A 14,609-nucleotide genomic window follows, 5' to 3' on the forward strand; every position below is an offset into this window, starting at 1 on the left:
AGGCAAGGCTTTTCGCGCTCTGCCGGACACAAGCCGTGCGCTGCACACATCCGGTGCAGTCCACCGGCGGCGCGCCTCGACGCCCCGTTTTCGGGATATCGATCGGCTCGTGCCGCCGACCCTCCAGCTTTGTGTTCGCGTACCCAGGCGCCGTTGCCTGGGCATCGCCGGGCCGTCACTTGGGTAACCACATGGCTGAAACCCCTCCGACCGAATTTTTCATCCAGGGCATCACGAAAGACGGGAAAAAGTTTCGCCCGAGCGACTGGTCGGAACGCCTGGCCGGTGTGATGGCCTGCTTCGGGCCGGGGGCGAGCGGGCCGAATGCGCGTCTCAAGTATTCGCTGTACGTGCGCCCGACGATGCTCGGCGACCTGAAATGCGTGATCCTCGATTCGCGGTTGCGCGACATCGAGCCGATGGCTTTCGATTTCGTGCTGAACTTCGCGAAGGACAACAACCTCGTCGTGACCGAGGCGTGCGAGCTGCCCGACTACAACACGAAGAAGTGAGTGATGTCGACGGGCGAGGGCGCGTGCTGCGCCCGCCCGGAAGAATGCCGCCGCCGTGCGTGATGCGTAGGCGACAGGCAACAAAAAGCCCGCCGAGGCGGGCTTTTTTGCGATCGCAGGAAACAGGAGCACCCGCCGAAGCGGGCACACCGGATTTACGCTGCTGCCTGCAGACCCTTGACGGCTGCGGCCAGGCGGCTCTTGCTGCGAGCGGCCTTGTTCTTGTGAACGATCTTCTTGTCGGCGATCGTGTCGATCGTCTTCACGGCAGCCTTGAACAGCTCGGCAGCCTTTGCCTGGTCGCCGGCTTCGACAGCCTTGCGAACCGACTTGATCGCGGTACGGAATTTCGAGCGCAGCGCCGAGTTGTGCGAGTTTGCCTTCGCGGCCTGACGGGCGCGCTTGCGTGCTTGTGCGGAGTTAGCCATGACGGTTCCTTATCCTGTCCTGTTTCCAGAGCTTGGAGCCTGACGGCCAAGCGCTGCTTTTCGATCCGTCCCCTGAGAACGATTGCCCAGGGGCGCATAAAAAAACGGTGATTTTAACCGAGGCCGGGACATGAAAACGGCAGTTGCCGTGCATGTACGAGCCCAGAAACCGGCGATTATAGCAACAAAATCAAGCGAGTGGCAAGTTCGACGTAACGCCCGCCGGGCGGGGCGCCGGCGGCGGGGGTGCGCTTTTCGGCATCGGCCGGTGGCCGGGTCGCGCAACGTCCGTATAATAAGCGCCCCATGAATCTATTCCGAGCCCTGCTGACGGTCAGCGGCTTCACGCTGCTGTCGCGCGTGACCGGACTGGCCCGCGAGACGCTGATCGCCCGTGCGTTCGGCGCCAGTCAATACACCGACGCGTTCTACGTCGCCTTCCGTATCCCGAACCTGCTGCGCCGCCTGTCCGCCGAAGGCGCGTTCTCGCAGGCATTCGTGCCGATCCTCGCCGAGTTCAAGAACCAGCAGGGTCACGATGCGACGAAGGCGCTCGTCGACGCGATGTCCACCGTGCTCGCGTGGGCGCTGGCCGTGCTGTCGGTCGTCGGGATCGCCGGCGCGTCGTGGGTCGTGTTCGCGGTCGCGTCCGGCCTGCACGGCGACGGCCAGGCGTTCCCGCTCGCGGTCACGATGACGCGGATCATGTTCCCGTACATCGTGTTCATTTCGCTGACCACGCTCGCGTCGGGCGTGCTGAACACGTACAAGAGCTTCTCGCTGCCCGCGTTCGCGCCGGTGCTGCTCAACGTCGCGTTCATCGCCGCGGCCGTGTTCGTCGCGCCGCACCTGAAGGTGCCGGTCTACGCGCTCGCGTGGGCCGTCATCGTCGGCGGCGTGCTGCAGTTTCTCGTGCAGTTGCCGGGCCTGAAGAAGATCGACATGGTGCCGCTGATCGGCCTCAACCCGCTGCGTGCGCTGCGTCATCCGGGCGTGAAGCGTGTGCTGGCGAAGATGGTGCCCGCGACGTTCGCTGTGTCGGTCGCGCAATTGTCGCTGATCATCAACACCAACATCGCGTCGCGGCTCGGGCAGGGCGCCGTGTCGTGGATCAATTACGCCGACCGCCTGATGGAATTCCCGACGGCGCTGCTCGGCGTCGCACTTGGCACGATCCTGCTGCCGAGCCTGTCGAAGGCGCACGTCGATGCCGATTCGCACGAATATTCGGCGCTGCTCGACTGGGGGCTGCGCGTCACGTTCCTGCTCGCGGCGCCGAGCGCGCTCGCGCTGTTCTTCTTCGCGACGCCGCTCACCGCGACACTGTTCAACTACGGCAAGTTCGACGCGCATACCGTCACGATGGTCGCGCGCGCGCTCGCCACTTACGGGATCGGCCTCGTCGGCATCATCCTGATCAAGATCCTCGCGCCGGGCTTCTATGCGAAGCAGGACATCAAGACGCCCGTGAAGATCGCCGTCGGCGTGCTGATCGTCACGCAGCTGTCGAACTACGTGTTCGTGCCGCTGATCGGCCATGCCGGCCTCACGCTGAGCATCGGCGTCGGCGCATGCCTGAACTCGCTGCTGCTGTTCCTCGGGCTGCGCAAGCGCGGCATCTACCAGCCGTCGCCGGGCTGGCTGCGCTTCTTCGTGCAGCTCGTCGGCGCGGCGCTCGTGCTCGCGGGCCTGATGCACTGGTGCGCGATCAGTTTCGACTGGACCGGGATGCGCGCGCAGCCGCTCGATCGCATTGCGCTGATGGCGGCGTGCCTCGTGCTGTTTGCTGCACTATATTTCGGTATGTTGTGGGTGATGGGCTTCAAATACGCTTACTTCAGAAGGCGCGCCAAGTGACGACCGCAATGACCCGCGTCCTCGACTACTTCAGCACGCTCGTGGCGGACGACGACAGTCTGCCCGTCACGGAAGCCGCGCTGTCGCTGGCGCAGGACGCGTATCCCGACCTCGACCTGCAGGGTACGCTGGCCGAACTCGACATGCTGGCGGCGCGGCTGCGCCGGCGGCTCGCCGACGATACGGACCTGAAGGGCCGCGTCGCCGCGCTGAACGACTTCTTCTTCCGCGAACTCGGCTTCGCGTGCAATCACAACGATTACTACGACCCCGATAACAGCCACCTGAACGCCGTGCTGAAACGGCGGCGCGGGATCCCGATCTCGCTGTCGGTGCTGTACCTCGAGCTCGCCGAGCAGATCGGCGTGCCGGCGCGCGGCGTGTCGTTCCCCGGACATTTCTTGCTGCGCGTGACGCTGCCGGACGGCGACCTGATCATCGATCCGACCAACGGCCATTCGCTGTCCGAAGCCGAGATGGTCGAGATGCTCGAACCGTACGTCGCGCGTGCGGCCGGTGCGGTCGACAGCGCGTTGCGCGCGCTGCTGCAGCCCGCGACGAGCCGCGAGATCATCGCGCGGATGTTGCGCAACCTGAAGACGATCTACCTGCAGACGGAACGCTGGCAGCGGCTGCTCGCGGTGCAGCAGCGGCTCGTGATCCTGTTGCCCGAGCAACTCGACGAAGTGCGCGACCGCGGCTTCGCGTATGCGCGGCTCGACTACCTGCGTCCCGCGCTCGAGGATCTCGAGCAGTATCTCGGCGAGCGGCCGGAGGCGGAAGACGCGACCGTCGTCGAGTCGCAGGTCAGCGAATTGCGGCAGCGGATGCAGCGCGACGGCGAAGATTGAGTTGAGTTGCCCGCGCGCCGCTGCCGGCACACGAAAAAAACGCCCGCATCGCGGGCGTTTTTCTTGCGCGTGCGGCGACGTCGGCCGCATCCGGATCGCGCCGCCCGCGCAACCCGCGCGTTCGCCCGATCGTACGGGGTGCCACAGCGCAGCGGCGACACGTGCGCGGTCGTGCACATCGCGGCAGGCAAAAAAAAGCCGCCCGGAACGGGCGGCTTGCGGGTGCGCGACGCGCTGCTTACTTCAGTGCGGCAAACGCGCGCTCGCGGATTTCGTCGACGGTGCCGAGGCCCGAGATCTTGCGATACTGCGGCGCCTTCAGGCCGTTCTCCTCGCCGCGCTGCGCCCAATCGCCGTAGTACGTGATCAGCGGCTTGGTCTGCGCTTCGTACACTTCGAGACGCTTCTTGACGGTTTCTTCCTTGTCGTCGTCGCGCTGGATCAGCGGTTCGCCCGTCACGTCGTCGTGGCCTTCGACCTTCGGCGGGTTGAACTTGACGTGGTACGTGCGGCCCGATGCCGGGTGCGTGCGGCGGCCGCTCATGCGTTCGATGATTTCCGAGAACGGGACGTCGATCTCGAGCACGTAGTCGATCGCGACACCGGCTTCCTTCATCGCGTCAGCCTGCGCGATCGTGCGCGGGAAGCCGTCGAACAGATAGCCGTTCGCGCAGTCGGATTCCTTCAGGCGCTCCTTGACGAGGCCGATGATCAGCGCGTCCGGCACGAGCTTGCCGGCATCCATGTAGCTCTTCGCCTCGACGCCGAGCGGCGTGCCGGCCTTCACGGCGGCACGCAGCATGTCGCCCGTCGAGATTTGCGGGATGCCGAATTTTTCCTTGATGAAGTTTGCCTGGGTGCCCTTTCCCGCGCCGGGCGCGCCCAACAGGATCAAACGCATGGTGATATCTCCAAGTATGTAGATTCGTGTGGCGAGACACGAAGGCGTCGGCGACAGCGGGCGCGGGGCTTGCCCGGCGCGCGGCGGATCGGTCTGATGCGGCGCGTCGGCCAGGGCGACGCGCGGCTGCCGGCAAGGCCACGGGCGGGGTCAAGCGAGGACGCGCTGGTCGCGGACGGCTCGCACAATCGCCTGATTATGCCACGGGTTATTTTGAACCCGGCTGAAAAAGGGCCTGCACGCGCGCGAGATCGGCGGGCGTGTCGATGCCGGCTTCGGGCGCGGACTCGGTGATCAGCACGGCGATGCGCTCGCCGTGCCACAGCGCGCGCAGCTGTTCGAGCTGCTCGGCCTGTTCGATCGGCGCCTGCGCGAGCGACGGATAGGTGCGCAGAAAACGCGCGCGATACGCATAGAGGCCGATGTGCCGATAGACCGGGAAGGCCGGTGCCGGCATGGCCGCGACGTTCGGCCAGTGCGGCTGATAGGCGTCGCGGCTCCACGGAATCGGCGCGCGCGAGAAGTACAGCGCGACGCTCTGCGCGTCGAGCGCGACCTTCACGACGTTCGGGTTGAACACGTCGGCCGCGTCGTGGATCGGGTGAGCCGCGGTCGCGATCGCGCACGCCGGATGCGCGGCCAGGTGCGACGCTACGTCGCGCACGAGCACGGGGTCGATCAGCGGTTCGTCGCCCTGTACGTTGACGACGACGGTGTCGTCGCGCCAGCCGAAGGCCGCCGCGACTTCCGCGAGCCGGTCAGTGCCGGACGGATGGTCGGCGCGTGTGAGCACCGCTTCGAAGCCGTGATCGCGCGCCGCGTCGAGCACGCTCTGCGCGTCGGAGGCGACGAGTACCTGCTGCGCGCCCGCCTCGCGCGCGCGCTCGGCGACACGCACGACCATCGGCTTGCCGCCGAGATTGGCGAGCGGCTTGTTCGGGAGCCGCGTCGACGCGAGCCGGGCGGGAATGACGGCGATGAAGGGTTGCGGGTGAGTCATCGGGAAGCGTTGGGAAGAACGGGGCGGGCGACGCCGGAAGCCGGTCGCCCGGCGGAGTGCGGCGACCCGGCCGGGGCTGGGCCGTCGGTTTCGAATCGGTGCGCCGGGCGAGCGGCGCGGCGGTTCAGCGGCCGGTCGGGTCGACCGGCGTGCCTTCGACGGTCTGGCGCGCTTCGTCGACGAGCATCACCGGGATGCCGTCGCGGATCGGGTAGGCGAGCTTGTCCGCGTTGCAGATCAGCTCCTGCGCGGCACGGTCGTAGTGGAGCGGGCCTTTGCAGATAGGGCACACAATGATTTCAAGCAGGCGAGCGTCCACGGAGTTTCTCCACAACGAGGGCAATGAGGCGAGGGTCGAGCGCGGCTTCGACGGGGACCACCCACAGTCGGGCGTCGCGCCAGGAAGCGCCCAATTTTACTGCATCCTTCTCGGTGATCAGGATCGCATCGACGGCGTCGTCGACGAACGGATTGTCGGCGAACGCGTAATGGTCGGGCAGCGCGCGGGTCGCCGGCGCGAGGCCGGCCGCGCGCAGCGTCGCGAAGAAGCGCTCCGGCGCGCCGATGCCGGCCGCGGCGAGCACGCGTTCGTTCGCGAATTGCGACAGCGGGCGGCGCAGCGCGGGCTGGTCGAGGTGCCACGCGGCACCGGGCGTCAGCGCGAGCGCGTAGGTGTCGGGCCACGGCGGCAGCGCACCGCTGTACGGATCGTTGACGAGCGTCGCGTCGCGGTGCCGCGACAGCGGCTCGCGCAGCGGGCCGGCCGGCAGCAGGAAGCCGTTGCCGCCGAGCCGGTGGTCGAATACGACGAGTTCGACGGTGCGCGCGAGACGGTAATGCTGCAGGCCGTCGTCGCTGACGATCACGTCGACGTCCGGATGCGCGGCGCGTAGCGCCTGCGCGGCCGCGACGCGGTCCGGGCACACCCACACGGGCGCGCCGGTGCGGCGCGCGATCAAGAGCGGTTCGTCGCCGGCCGCGCCCGCACGCGACGCCGGCGTGACGGCGGTCGGCGCCTTCACGTTCGCGCCATAGCCGCGCGACACGACGCCGGGCGTGAAGCCGGCCGCGCGCAGCGCGTCGACGAGCGCGATCACGGTCGGCGTCTTGCCGGTGCCGCCGACGGTCACGTTGCCGACCACGACCACCGGCACGCCGACGTCGACCGGCTGCTTCCAGCCTTGCGCGTAAGCGGTGCGCCGCAGCGCCGCGCACAGGCCGAACACGCATGCGAACGGCGTGAGCGCCCACGCGAGCGCGCCGCGCCGCTGCCATTCGCGTGTCAGGCGCGCTTCGAGTCGCGCGAGCGGGCCGCCGGGCGCGCTCATCGGGCCGGGCGCGGCGCGTCGTGCGCCGCGGCGAGGGACGGATTCGTCAAGGCGGATTCTCCGTTGGGCGGCGCATGCCGCAGGGTCCGTGGAAGGCGGCACTCTAGCGCGCCGCACGCGGGCGCGGCAAGCGTGACCGGCCGCCGCGGCGTGCGGGGCCGGATCGGGCCGGCCTGTGGATAACTCTGTGAAAAACTCCCCGGTCGATTGCCTCAAACGCCCGTCCGGCGGGCATCGAATCGGATGGGAATCATTCTGAAAGCTTTAAAAAATTATAAAAATCAACGCGTTACGAAGAATTGTCTGGCTTTTTTAGCGGTTTCCGAGCGTTTTACGCGGACGAATGCCAGAGTGTGGACACCTTTTCCGTGCGCGGCGGCGAATGCGGGGGCGCTGGACGTCGCGTGCATGTCGGACTATCGTGACGCCGCCAGCATTCATCCGACCGCCCATGCTTTCCGATTCTCCTTTTTCCGCACCCGGCGCCACGCGCGGCGGCGACGAAGTGATTCCCGTTTCGGCGCTCAATCGTGCGATTTCGACGATGCTCGAGCGTTCGTTTCCGCTGCTGTGGATTTCCGGCGAAGTGTCGAATTTCACGCGCGCCGCGAGCGGCCACTGGTATTTCTCGATCAAGGACCAGCAGGCGCAGATGCGCTGCGTGATGTTCCGCGGCCGTGCGCAATACGCGGAATTCACGCCGCGCGAAGGCGACCGCATCGAGGTGCGCGCGGTCGTCACGATGTACGAGCCGCGCGGCGAAGTGCAGCTCAATGTCGAAGCGGTGCGGCGCACCGGGCAGGGGCGCCTGTACGAGGCGTTCCTGCGGCTGAAGGCGCAGCTCGAAGGCGAGGGCCTGTTCGCAACCGAGCGCAAGCGGCCGTTGCCGGCGCACCCGCGCGCGATCGGCATCGTCACGTCGCTGCAGGCCGCCGCGCTGCGCGACGTGCTGACCACGCTCGCGCGGCGCGCGCCGCACATTCCGGTGATCGTCTATCCGGCCCCCGTGCAGGGCGCCGGTTCCGCCGAAAAGCTCGTCGCGGCCGTCGCGACCGCGAATGCGCGGCGCGAGGTCGATGTGCTGCTGGTCTGCCGCGGCGGCGGCTCGATCGAGGATTTGTGGTCGTTCAACGACGAAGCGCTGGCGCGCGCGATCGCGGCGAGCGAGTTGCCGGTGGTGAGCGGCGTCGGGCACGAAACCGACTTCACGATCGCGGACTTCGCGGCCGACCTGCGCGCGCCGACGCCGACCGGCGCGGCCGAACTCGCGAGCCCGCAGCGCGCGCTGCTGCTGCGCGAGGTCGACGACCGCCGGCGTGCGCTTGCGCGCGGCATGGCGCGCCGGCTCGAACAGCGTGCGCAGCAGCTCGACTGGCTCGCCCGCCGGCTCGTGAGCCCGGCCGAGCGGCTGCAGCGGCAGCGCACGCACGTCGAGCAGCTTGCGGTGCGGCTGGCATCGGCCGCGGCGCGGCCGGTGCGCGATGCACGTGCGCGTTTCGCGCTCGCGCAGCTGCGCTGGCAGCGCGCACGGCCCGATCCGTCACAGGCGCGCCACGCGCTCGCGGGGCTGTCGCAACGGCTCGCGAGCGCGTTGCAGCGTCGTCATGAACGCGACACGGCGCGTGTGTCAGCCTGTGCGGCGCGGCTCGAGGTGCTGAGCCCGCAGCGCACGCTCGAGCGCGGCTATGCGGCGCTGATCGATGCGCAGACGGGCCGCGCGGTGCGCGCGCCGAATGCGCTGAAGCCGCAGCGGCGGCTGACCGTGCATCTCGCCGAAGGCTCGGCCGACGTGTCGCTCGCCGACGTGCAGCCACGGCTGACCGATACGATCTGACGCAAGCGGCGCGAGCAAAACGCGAGGCACGCCGCAACGCGTGCCGTGCGGCCGGGCACGAATACTGCGCATCGTCGGGTTCGCCCTGCCGGGCGTTGCGCCAGCATCGCTTTTCCGCATACCGCGGATAAATGGCCCGCGAGTTTGCGGGGATATTCGTCCTCGCCTACAATCGGACGCTCGGCAGCATTCAACACAAGCCTCCCTACATACTCAACGAAGGAATCGCCATGGCTCATACGCTCCCGCCGCTCCCGTACGCTGAAGACGCACTCGCGCCGACCATCTCGAAAGAGACGATCGAGTACCACTACGGCAAGCATCATCAGGCTTATGTGACGAACCTGAACAATCTGATCCCCGGCACGGAATTCGAAAACCTGCCGCTGGAAGAGATCGTGAAGAAGTCGTCGGGCGGCATCTTCAACAACGCCGCGCAAATCTGGAACCACACGTTCTTCTGGAACAGCCTGTCGCCGAACGGCGGCGGCGCACCGACGGGCGCGCTGGGCGATGCGATCAACGCGAAGTGGGGTTCGTACGACGCATTCAAGGAAGCGTTTACGAAGGCCGCAGTCGGCACGTTCGGTTCGGGCTGGGCATGGCTCGTGAAGAAGGCCGACGGTTCGCTCGACATCGTGTCGACGAGCAACGCAGCCACGCCGCTGACGACCGCCGACAAGGCGCTGCTGACGATCGACGTGTGGGAACACGCGTACTACATCGACTACCGCAACGCACGTCCGAAGTTCGTCGAAGCGTTCTGGAACATCGTGAACTGGGACTTCGCAGCGAAGAACTTCGCGTAAGTCCGGCGCCTGCGCGCCGCCGCGGCGCGCGGCATCGAAAAAAGCCCTCGTTTCGAGGGCTTTTTGTTTTTTGTCCCGCCCCGAACGCGGCGCGTGGGCCAGATCAGCCGGCCATGCCGAGCAGCCAGCCGAACGCCGCGCTCGCGATCACGACGGCCCACGGCGGCACGCGCCAGAACACCAGCGCGACGAAGGCGACCAGCGCGGCGGCCAGATCGCGCGGCGCGACGATCGTGTCGGTCCAGACGGGGCGATAGAGCGCGGCGAGCAACAGCCCGACGACGGCCGCGTTCACGCCGGCGAGCGCGGCCTGCATCCGCGCGCTGCGGCGCAGGCGCTCCCAGAACGGCGCGGTGCCGGCGATGAGCAGGAACGACGGCGCGAAGATCGACACGAGTGCGATCGTGCCGCCGAGCCAGCCGTTCGGCGCATCGCGCAGCGACGCACCGAGGAATGCCGAGAACGTGAACAGCGGCCCTGGCACGGCCTGCGCGACCCCATACCCGGCGAGAAACGCCGAATCGCCGACCCACCCGGGCGCGACCACCGCCGCCTGCAGCAGCGGCAGCACCACATGGCCGCCGCCGAATACGAGCGCACCCGTGCGGAAGAACGCGTCGACGACGGCGAGCGTGTCGGAGCGCAGCGCGCGGGCCGCGAACGGCAGTGCGACGAGCAGCGTCGCGAACACGGCGAGCCACAGCACGCCTGCCCGCGGCGACACGTGCAGCGGCAACGGTTCATGCGCGTCGCGCCCCGGTTGCGGCAGCAGCACGAGCCCGGCCGCTCCCGCCACGACGATCACCGCGATCTGCGTCCAGGCGGCCGGCGCGAGCAGCGCGACGCACGCGGCCGCAGCCATCAGCGTGACGCGCCGCGCGTCCGGGCACAGCGTACGCGCCATGCCCCACACCGCTTGCGCGATCACCGCGACCGACACGATGCGCAGCCCGTGCAGCGCACCGGCTTCGATCGGCGCGCCCGACGCGTGAACGCCGAGCGCGAACAGCATCATCAGCAGCGCGGACGGCAGCGTGAAACCGAGCCACGCGGCGAACATGCCGGCATAGCCGGCACGCGCGAGACCGATCGCCATCCCGACCTGACTGCTCGCCGGACCCGGCAGGAACTGGCACAGCCCGACGAGATCCGCATAAGTGCGCTCGGTGAGCCAGCCGCGCCGCGTGACGAATTCCGCGCGAAAGTAGCCGAGATGCGCGACCGGCCCGCCGAACGACGTGAGGCCGAGCCGCAGGAACGCGACGAATACGGGCCACGGATGGCGGGCGGGGGCGGGGAGGGTCGACGTGTTCAAGGCGGTGCGCGCGGCGGACGGAACGAGCCGCCACGATAGCGCAACTCGGCGGCCGCGGGCAGCGCATCGAGGCCGATGGAGGCTGATCGAGGCCGTCGTGCGGCGTTCAGTACGTGCCGTCGCCGAGCCCGCTCGCGCGGCGCAACGCGTCGATGTCCACGAGCTCGATCTCGCCGACGTGCAGCCGCACGACGCCGTCGGCCTGCAGCGCCTTCAGCAACTGGTTGGTGGTCTGCCGCGTCAGCGACAGCATCGACGCGAGCGTTTCCTGCGACAGCCGGACGTGCGTGCGCCCGGCGCTGATGCCGCCGTAGCCTTCGGCGATCATCAGCAGTCGCGCGGCGAGCCGTTGCGCGGCCGGCATCACGCTCATCGACTCGACGGTCAGGAAGCTCAGGCGCAGCTTTTGCGCCATCAGCAGCGCGAACTGCCGCCAGTACTGCGGCGTCGTATCGAGGATCGCGAGCAGCGCGGCCTGCGGCACGTGCAGCAGCAGCGCGTCGTCGAGCGCGATGGCGTCGTGCGTGCGCGGCTGGCCGTCGAACAACGCGATCTCGCCGAACCACGTAATCGGCTCGGCCACCGTCAGCAGCGTTTCCTTGCCCTGCGGATCGACCGCACCTATCGTGAGTGAACCGGCCAGCACCGCGTACAGCCCGCACGGCGGGTCGCCGCGCCGGAACAGCGCGTGGCCGGACGGCAGACGGCGCAGCGTCGCGCGGGCGATCAGTTCGGCGCGCAGCGCGGGGGGCAGCGCGGCGAACCACGGGTTCGCTTCGATCTGCGGCAGGTACGGGGCGAGCGAGGAAGGCATGGGCACGCGATGTCGGGTAGCTGACAGAGGTTCTCGGGCGTGACGCGCATCATAGCGCTCGATAGCCGATCAGGAGACGCCATGAAAACCCTCGAAGACCATCTTTCCCAGTATGCGGCCTACCATCGCGACGCGCGCAACATCGCGACGCATCTGGTCGGCATCCCGATGATCGTGTTCGCGGTCGAGGTGCTGCTGTCGCGGCCGGCGATCGGCGCGCTGGCCGGCATTGCGTTGTCGCCGGCGCTGCTGCTCGCCGTCGTGTCCGCGGCGTTCTACCTGCGTCTGGACCTGCGGTTCGGGATCGTGATGACCGTGCTGCTCGCGCTCGGCCTGTGGGCCGCGCAGTCGCTGGCGCTGCTGCCGACCGCGCAATGGCTCGCGATCGGCGTCGGCGCGTTCGTGGTCGGCTGGATCGTGCAGTTCGTCGGGCATTGGTTCGAAGGCCGCAAACCCGCGTTCGTCGACGATCTGGTCGGCCTGATCGTCGGGCCGCTGTTCGTCGTCGCCGAGGTCGCGTTCTTCGCGGGGCTGCGCGGCGACGTGCGCCGCGAAGTCGAGCGGCGCGCGGGCCCGGTGCACGGCGGCGCGCATTCGCATGTCTGACAGGCCGGCCGGGCCGGTCTGCGTGTTCGGCGCAGGCGCGGTCGGCTGCTATCTCGGCGGCCGCCTCGCGGCGGGCCGCGCGACCGAAGTCGACTGGATCAATGGTGAAATCGTGCGGCTGGCCGGGCGCTTCGGTGCGCCGGCGCCGGTCAATGCGCGACGCGGCGCGCTCGTCCACGACGCGGAACACGCGGCGGCGCGCCCGGCGTGGCGCGGCGATGCGCTGTGGGCCGACCTGTCCGCGCAGGCGCCGCGCGTGGGCCATGTACGGGCCGCGTAGGCCGGCGTCGCACCATCCGCCGTCGGCGCGGGCCGTGCGTAACGGCTAAGATGCGGAGTGCGTCATACGACGCCTTTGCGGAGCAATCGCCATGGTGGATCGCCCGACTCTCGATGCCTACGAGACCCATGCCGCGCAATACGCGCAGGACTGGCTCGATCAGGCCGCGCCCGACGACATGTACGCGCTGCTCGAACAGCATTTCTCGCCGGGGCTGACCGCCGACGTCGGCTGCGGCGCGGGGCGCGACACGGCCTGGCTCGCGTCGCGCGGCTTCGACGTGCGCGGCTACGACGCGAGCGCCGCGCTGCTCGACGAGGCGCGACGGCATCATCCGGGTCTGGTTTTCGAGCTGGCCGTGCTGCCGGCGCTGGCCGGCGTACCGTCCGGCGCGTTTCGCAACGTGCTGTGCGAAACGGTCGTCATGCATCTCGAACAGGCGGACGCAGCGGCGGCCGCCGCGCGGCTGGCCGAGCTGCTGATGCCGGGCGGCACGTTGTACCTGAGCTGGCGGGTGGCCGGAAACGGCGTGTTGCGCGACGAGCGCGGCCGCCTCTATACGCCGCTCGACTCAGCGCGGATGCATGCGGCGCTGGGCGCCGGCGTGCATGTGATCGACGAACACGAGGTCGTCAGCGCGTCGTCCGGCAAGCGCGTGCACCGGCTGATCGTGCGCAAGGCGGGCGGCGACGCGTGAACGCAGCGCGCCATCGGGCTCATTCGCGGCTGAGTGCCGCTTCCCAGTTGATGTCGACGCAGAGCACCTGCATGCCCGTCGCGGCCGGTGCGGCGATCGATGCGGTCACGCACAGGTGCGCCTCGTTGATCGACAGGTACGGCGCCGTCAGATGCACGCCGCCCGGCGCGCGCATCGCGTCGATGAAATACGGGCGGCGTTCCCAGCTCGCGCCTTCGGAATGCAGCAGCGGCCGGAAGCGCTTTGCGCGTTGCGACACGCTGCCGCGCGCGAGCACGTTGTCGCCGATCTGGCGGCCCGACGCGTCGAGCAGGAAGCAGCGCGCGGTCTCCGGCAGCCCGAGCACGGCGGCGGCCGCGTCGGTGAGCGATTCGCCCGCGCCGAGCTTGCGGCTCGCTTCCTCGAGCGCGGCGACGTATGGTGCGAGCCGTTCCGCCTGCGTGCGCTCGCGCTGCGCGACGCGCAGCCGCAGCGCGGCCGACAGCGTGTCCATGCAGCCCGCGGCGGCCTGCGGCTGCACGGGATCGACGCTCGGCCCCGCGAAGTACTGGCCCTGCACGAAATCGACGTCGCATTCGAGCGCGATCAGCGCGTCGCGTTCGGTCGCGAGCCCGCCCATCAGCACGAGCTGGCCGGATTCGTGCAGCAGCGACACGAGCCCCGGCAGCACGCGTTCGAGATGCGAGTGCTCGCTCGCCTGCGCGAGGATGCCGCGGTCGAGCGTGACGATGTCCGGATGCAAATGCCACACGCGATCGATGTTCGAATGCTTCGCGCCGAAGCCGACGAGTGCGATCAGGAAGCCGGCCTTGCGCAGCCCGTCGATGATCGCCGCATAGCGCGGCGTCTCGCCGCCAGCCTGTTCGGGCACCTCGAGCACCACGCGGTGCGGCGGCAGCCCGAGCGCCTTCAGGTTCGCGAGCAGCGCGTCGCCGTAGATGGTGTCCATCAGCGCGGCCGGATGCAGGCTCAGGAAGAGCCATTCGTCGTGGCTGTCGAACGCGTGGAAGTTACCGAGATGCAACGATTCGGCGAGCCGGCCGAGCTCCAGCAGGTCGCCGCGCCGCGCCGCCTGCGTGAATACCTCGTGCGACGCCACCTGGCGGCTTTCCTCGTCGTGCGCGCGCAGCGACGCGTGATAGCCGATCGCGCGCCGGTGCGACACCGAGAAAACGGGCTGGAACACGCTGAACACGGTGTAGCCGCCGTACAGCACGGTGCGCCGGTTCCCGTCGTCGCCGGCGACGGGGCGGGGCGGCTGAAAGCCGGGGGGATCGATTTCGATCATGCTCATGATGTCGGCCGAAGGAAGACTGCCAGTTTACCTACAGAATAGGCGAGCAAGAAGCATGCACGGCAGCGCGCCGCGTGCGGCTG

General features: G+C 68.8%; 15 protein-coding genes and 1 pseudogene. 8 read left to right on the forward strand and 8 right to left on the reverse strand.

The window, feature by feature from the left end:
• Nucleotides 1-191 precede the first annotated feature (191 nt).
• A complete protein-coding gene (locus WS61_RS25700; RefSeq protein WP_011546046.1) occupies nt 192-512 on the forward strand; it encodes a DUF3579 domain-containing protein in 321 nt (106 codons plus the stop codon).
• A gap of 155 nt (nt 513-667) precedes the next feature.
• Here the strand turns inward: WS61_RS25700 and rpsT are convergent, their stop codons facing one another.
• Nucleotides 668-940, reverse strand: coding sequence for a 30S ribosomal protein S20 (rpsT, locus tag WS61_RS25705; protein WP_006482211.1), 273 nt, complete (start codon nt 938-940; stop codon nt 668-670).
• Between the two features lie 246 nt (nt 941-1,186).
• Between rpsT and murJ the strand changes: the two genes are divergently transcribed.
• Nucleotides 1,187-2,797 (forward strand): murein biosynthesis integral membrane protein MurJ, encoded by a 1,611-nt coding sequence (murJ, locus tag WS61_RS25710; protein ID WP_306459582.1) that lies wholly within the window; start codon nt 1,187-1,189, stop codon nt 2,795-2,797.
• Between the two features lie 8 nt (nt 2,798-2,805).
• Nucleotides 2,806-3,648 carry a SirB1 family protein gene (locus WS61_RS25715; protein ID WP_011546044.1) on the forward strand — a complete coding sequence of 281 codons (843 nt, stop codon included), beginning with the start codon at nt 2,806-2,808 and terminating at the stop codon, nt 3,646-3,648.
• Between the two features lie 238 nt (nt 3,649-3,886).
• On the opposite strand, the gene adk is transcribed toward WS61_RS25715, so the two are convergent.
• The 4 genes from adk to lpxK all read right to left on the reverse strand — a co-directional run bounded on the left by adk (nt 3,887) and on the right by lpxK (nt 6,877).
• Nucleotides 3,887-4,549 carry an adenylate kinase gene (gene adk, locus WS61_RS25720; RefSeq protein WP_059504675.1) on the reverse strand — a complete coding sequence of 221 codons (663 nt, stop codon included), beginning with the start codon at nt 4,547-4,549 and terminating at the stop codon, nt 3,887-3,889.
• A gap of 208 nt (nt 4,550-4,757) precedes the next feature.
• A complete protein-coding gene (gene kdsB / locus WS61_RS25725) occupies nt 4,758-5,549 on the reverse strand; it encodes a 3-deoxy-manno-octulosonate cytidylyltransferase (protein WP_059504676.1) in 792 nt (263 codons plus the stop codon).
• Between the two features lie 124 nt (nt 5,550-5,673).
• Nucleotides 5,674-5,868, reverse strand: a complete 195-nt coding sequence (locus tag WS61_RS25730; protein WP_059504678.1) for a Trm112 family protein — start codon at nt 5,866-5,868, stop codon at nt 5,674-5,676.
• Nucleotides 5,849-6,877, reverse strand: a complete 1,029-nt coding sequence (gene lpxK / locus WS61_RS25735) for a tetraacyldisaccharide 4'-kinase (RefSeq protein ID WP_027812762.1) — start codon at nt 6,875-6,877, stop codon at nt 5,849-5,851. The genes WS61_RS25730 and lpxK overlap by 20 nt, the downstream gene beginning before the upstream one ends.
• Nucleotides 6,878-7,328: 451 nt before the next feature.
• Here lpxK and xseA point away from each other — a divergent pair, with 451 nt between their 5' ends.
• Nucleotides 7,329-8,711, forward strand: coding sequence for an exodeoxyribonuclease VII large subunit (gene xseA / locus WS61_RS25740; protein ID WP_059504680.1), 1,383 nt, complete (start codon nt 7,329-7,331; stop codon nt 8,709-8,711).
• A gap of 230 nt (nt 8,712-8,941) precedes the next feature.
• Complete coding sequence (sodB, locus tag WS61_RS25745) at nt 8,942-9,520, forward strand: superoxide dismutase [Fe] (protein ID WP_006489396.1); 579 nt, start codon at nt 8,942-8,944, stop codon at nt 9,518-9,520.
• Nucleotides 9,521-9,623: 103 nt separating this feature from the next.
• Here sodB and chrA read toward each other — a convergent pair whose 3' ends face one another.
• Together chrA and WS61_RS25755 are read right to left on the reverse strand one after the other, a co-directional pair.
• Nucleotides 9,624-10,835 carry a chromate efflux transporter gene (gene chrA / locus WS61_RS25750; protein WP_059504682.1) on the reverse strand — a complete coding sequence of 404 codons (1,212 nt, stop codon included), beginning with the start codon at nt 10,833-10,835 and terminating at the stop codon, nt 9,624-9,626.
• A 106-nt stretch (nt 10,836-10,941) separates the two neighbouring features.
• Entirely contained in the window at nt 10,942-11,649 is a 708-nt protein-coding gene (locus WS61_RS25755; RefSeq protein ID WP_059504684.1) for a Crp/Fnr family transcriptional regulator, read from the reverse strand.
• A gap of 81 nt (nt 11,650-11,730) precedes the next feature.
• Between WS61_RS25755 and WS61_RS25760 the strand changes: the two genes are divergently transcribed.
• From WS61_RS25760 to WS61_RS25770, 3 genes and pseudogenes are all read left to right on the forward strand, one after another.
• Nucleotides 11,731-12,255 carry a DUF962 domain-containing protein gene (locus WS61_RS25760; protein WP_059504686.1) on the forward strand — a complete coding sequence of 175 codons (525 nt, stop codon included), beginning with the start codon at nt 11,731-11,733 and terminating at the stop codon, nt 12,253-12,255.
• Between the two features lie 64 nt (nt 12,256-12,319).
• Nucleotides 12,320-12,535: pseudogene (locus WS61_RS25765) on the forward strand (ketopantoate reductase C-terminal domain-containing protein); the annotation flags it as partial.
• A gap of 91 nt (nt 12,536-12,626) precedes the next feature.
• Nucleotides 12,627-13,232 carry a bifunctional 2-polyprenyl-6-hydroxyphenol methylase/3-demethylubiquinol 3-O-methyltransferase UbiG gene (locus WS61_RS25770; RefSeq protein ID WP_059504691.1) on the forward strand — a complete coding sequence of 202 codons (606 nt, stop codon included), beginning with the start codon at nt 12,627-12,629 and terminating at the stop codon, nt 13,230-13,232.
• Nucleotides 13,233-13,251: 19 nt separating this feature from the next.
• Here the strand turns inward: WS61_RS25770 and WS61_RS25775 are convergent, their stop codons facing one another.
• On the reverse strand, nt 13,252-14,526 hold the full coding sequence (locus WS61_RS25775) for an EAL domain-containing protein (RefSeq protein WP_034208206.1): 1,275 nt from the start codon (nt 14,524-14,526) through the stop codon (nt 13,252-13,254).
• Nucleotides 14,527-14,609 lie beyond the last annotated feature (83 nt).

The organism is Burkholderia sp. ABCPW 11 (assembly GCF_001523445.1).
Taxonomy (GTDB): Bacteria; Pseudomonadota; Gammaproteobacteria; order Burkholderiales; family Burkholderiaceae; genus Burkholderia.

Excerpts from the sequence above, each read along its gene's own strand:
- sodB (WP_006489396.1), top strand. The coding sequence starts at position 8,942 with ATGGCTCATACGCTCCCGCCGCTCCCGTACGCTGAAGACGCACTCGCG.
- lpxK (WP_027812762.1), bottom strand. The coding sequence starts at position 6,877 with ATGAGCGCGCCCGGCGGCCCGCTCGCGCGACTCGAAGCGCGCCTGACA.
- adk (WP_059504675.1), bottom strand. The coding sequence starts at position 4,549 with ATGCGTTTGATCCTGTTGGGCGCGCCCGGCGCGGGAAAGGGCACCCAG.
- WS61_RS25755 (WP_059504684.1), bottom strand. The coding sequence starts at position 11,649 with ATGCCTTCCTCGCTCGCCCCGTACCTGCCGCAGATCGAAGCGAACCCG.
- WS61_RS25775 (WP_034208206.1), bottom strand. The coding sequence starts at position 14,526 with ATGAGCATGATCGAAATCGATCCCCCCGGCTTTCAGCCGCCCCGCCCC.
- WS61_RS25770 (WP_059504691.1), top strand. The coding sequence starts at position 12,627 with ATGGTGGATCGCCCGACTCTCGATGCCTACGAGACCCATGCCGCGCAA.
- rpsT (WP_006482211.1), bottom strand. The coding sequence starts at position 940 with ATGGCTAACTCCGCACAAGCACGCAAGCGCGCCCGTCAGGCCGCGAAG.
- WS61_RS25700 (WP_011546046.1), top strand. The coding sequence starts at position 192 with ATGGCTGAAACCCCTCCGACCGAATTTTTCATCCAGGGCATCACGAAA.
- kdsB (WP_059504676.1), bottom strand. The coding sequence starts at position 5,549 with ATGACTCACCCGCAACCCTTCATCGCCGTCATTCCCGCCCGGCTCGCG.
- WS61_RS25715 (WP_011546044.1), top strand. The coding sequence starts at position 2,806 with ATGACCCGCGTCCTCGACTACTTCAGCACGCTCGTGGCGGACGACGAC.
- WS61_RS25760 (WP_059504686.1), top strand. The coding sequence starts at position 11,731 with ATGAAAACCCTCGAAGACCATCTTTCCCAGTATGCGGCCTACCATCGC.
- xseA (WP_059504680.1), top strand. The coding sequence starts at position 7,329 with ATGCTTTCCGATTCTCCTTTTTCCGCACCCGGCGCCACGCGCGGCGGC.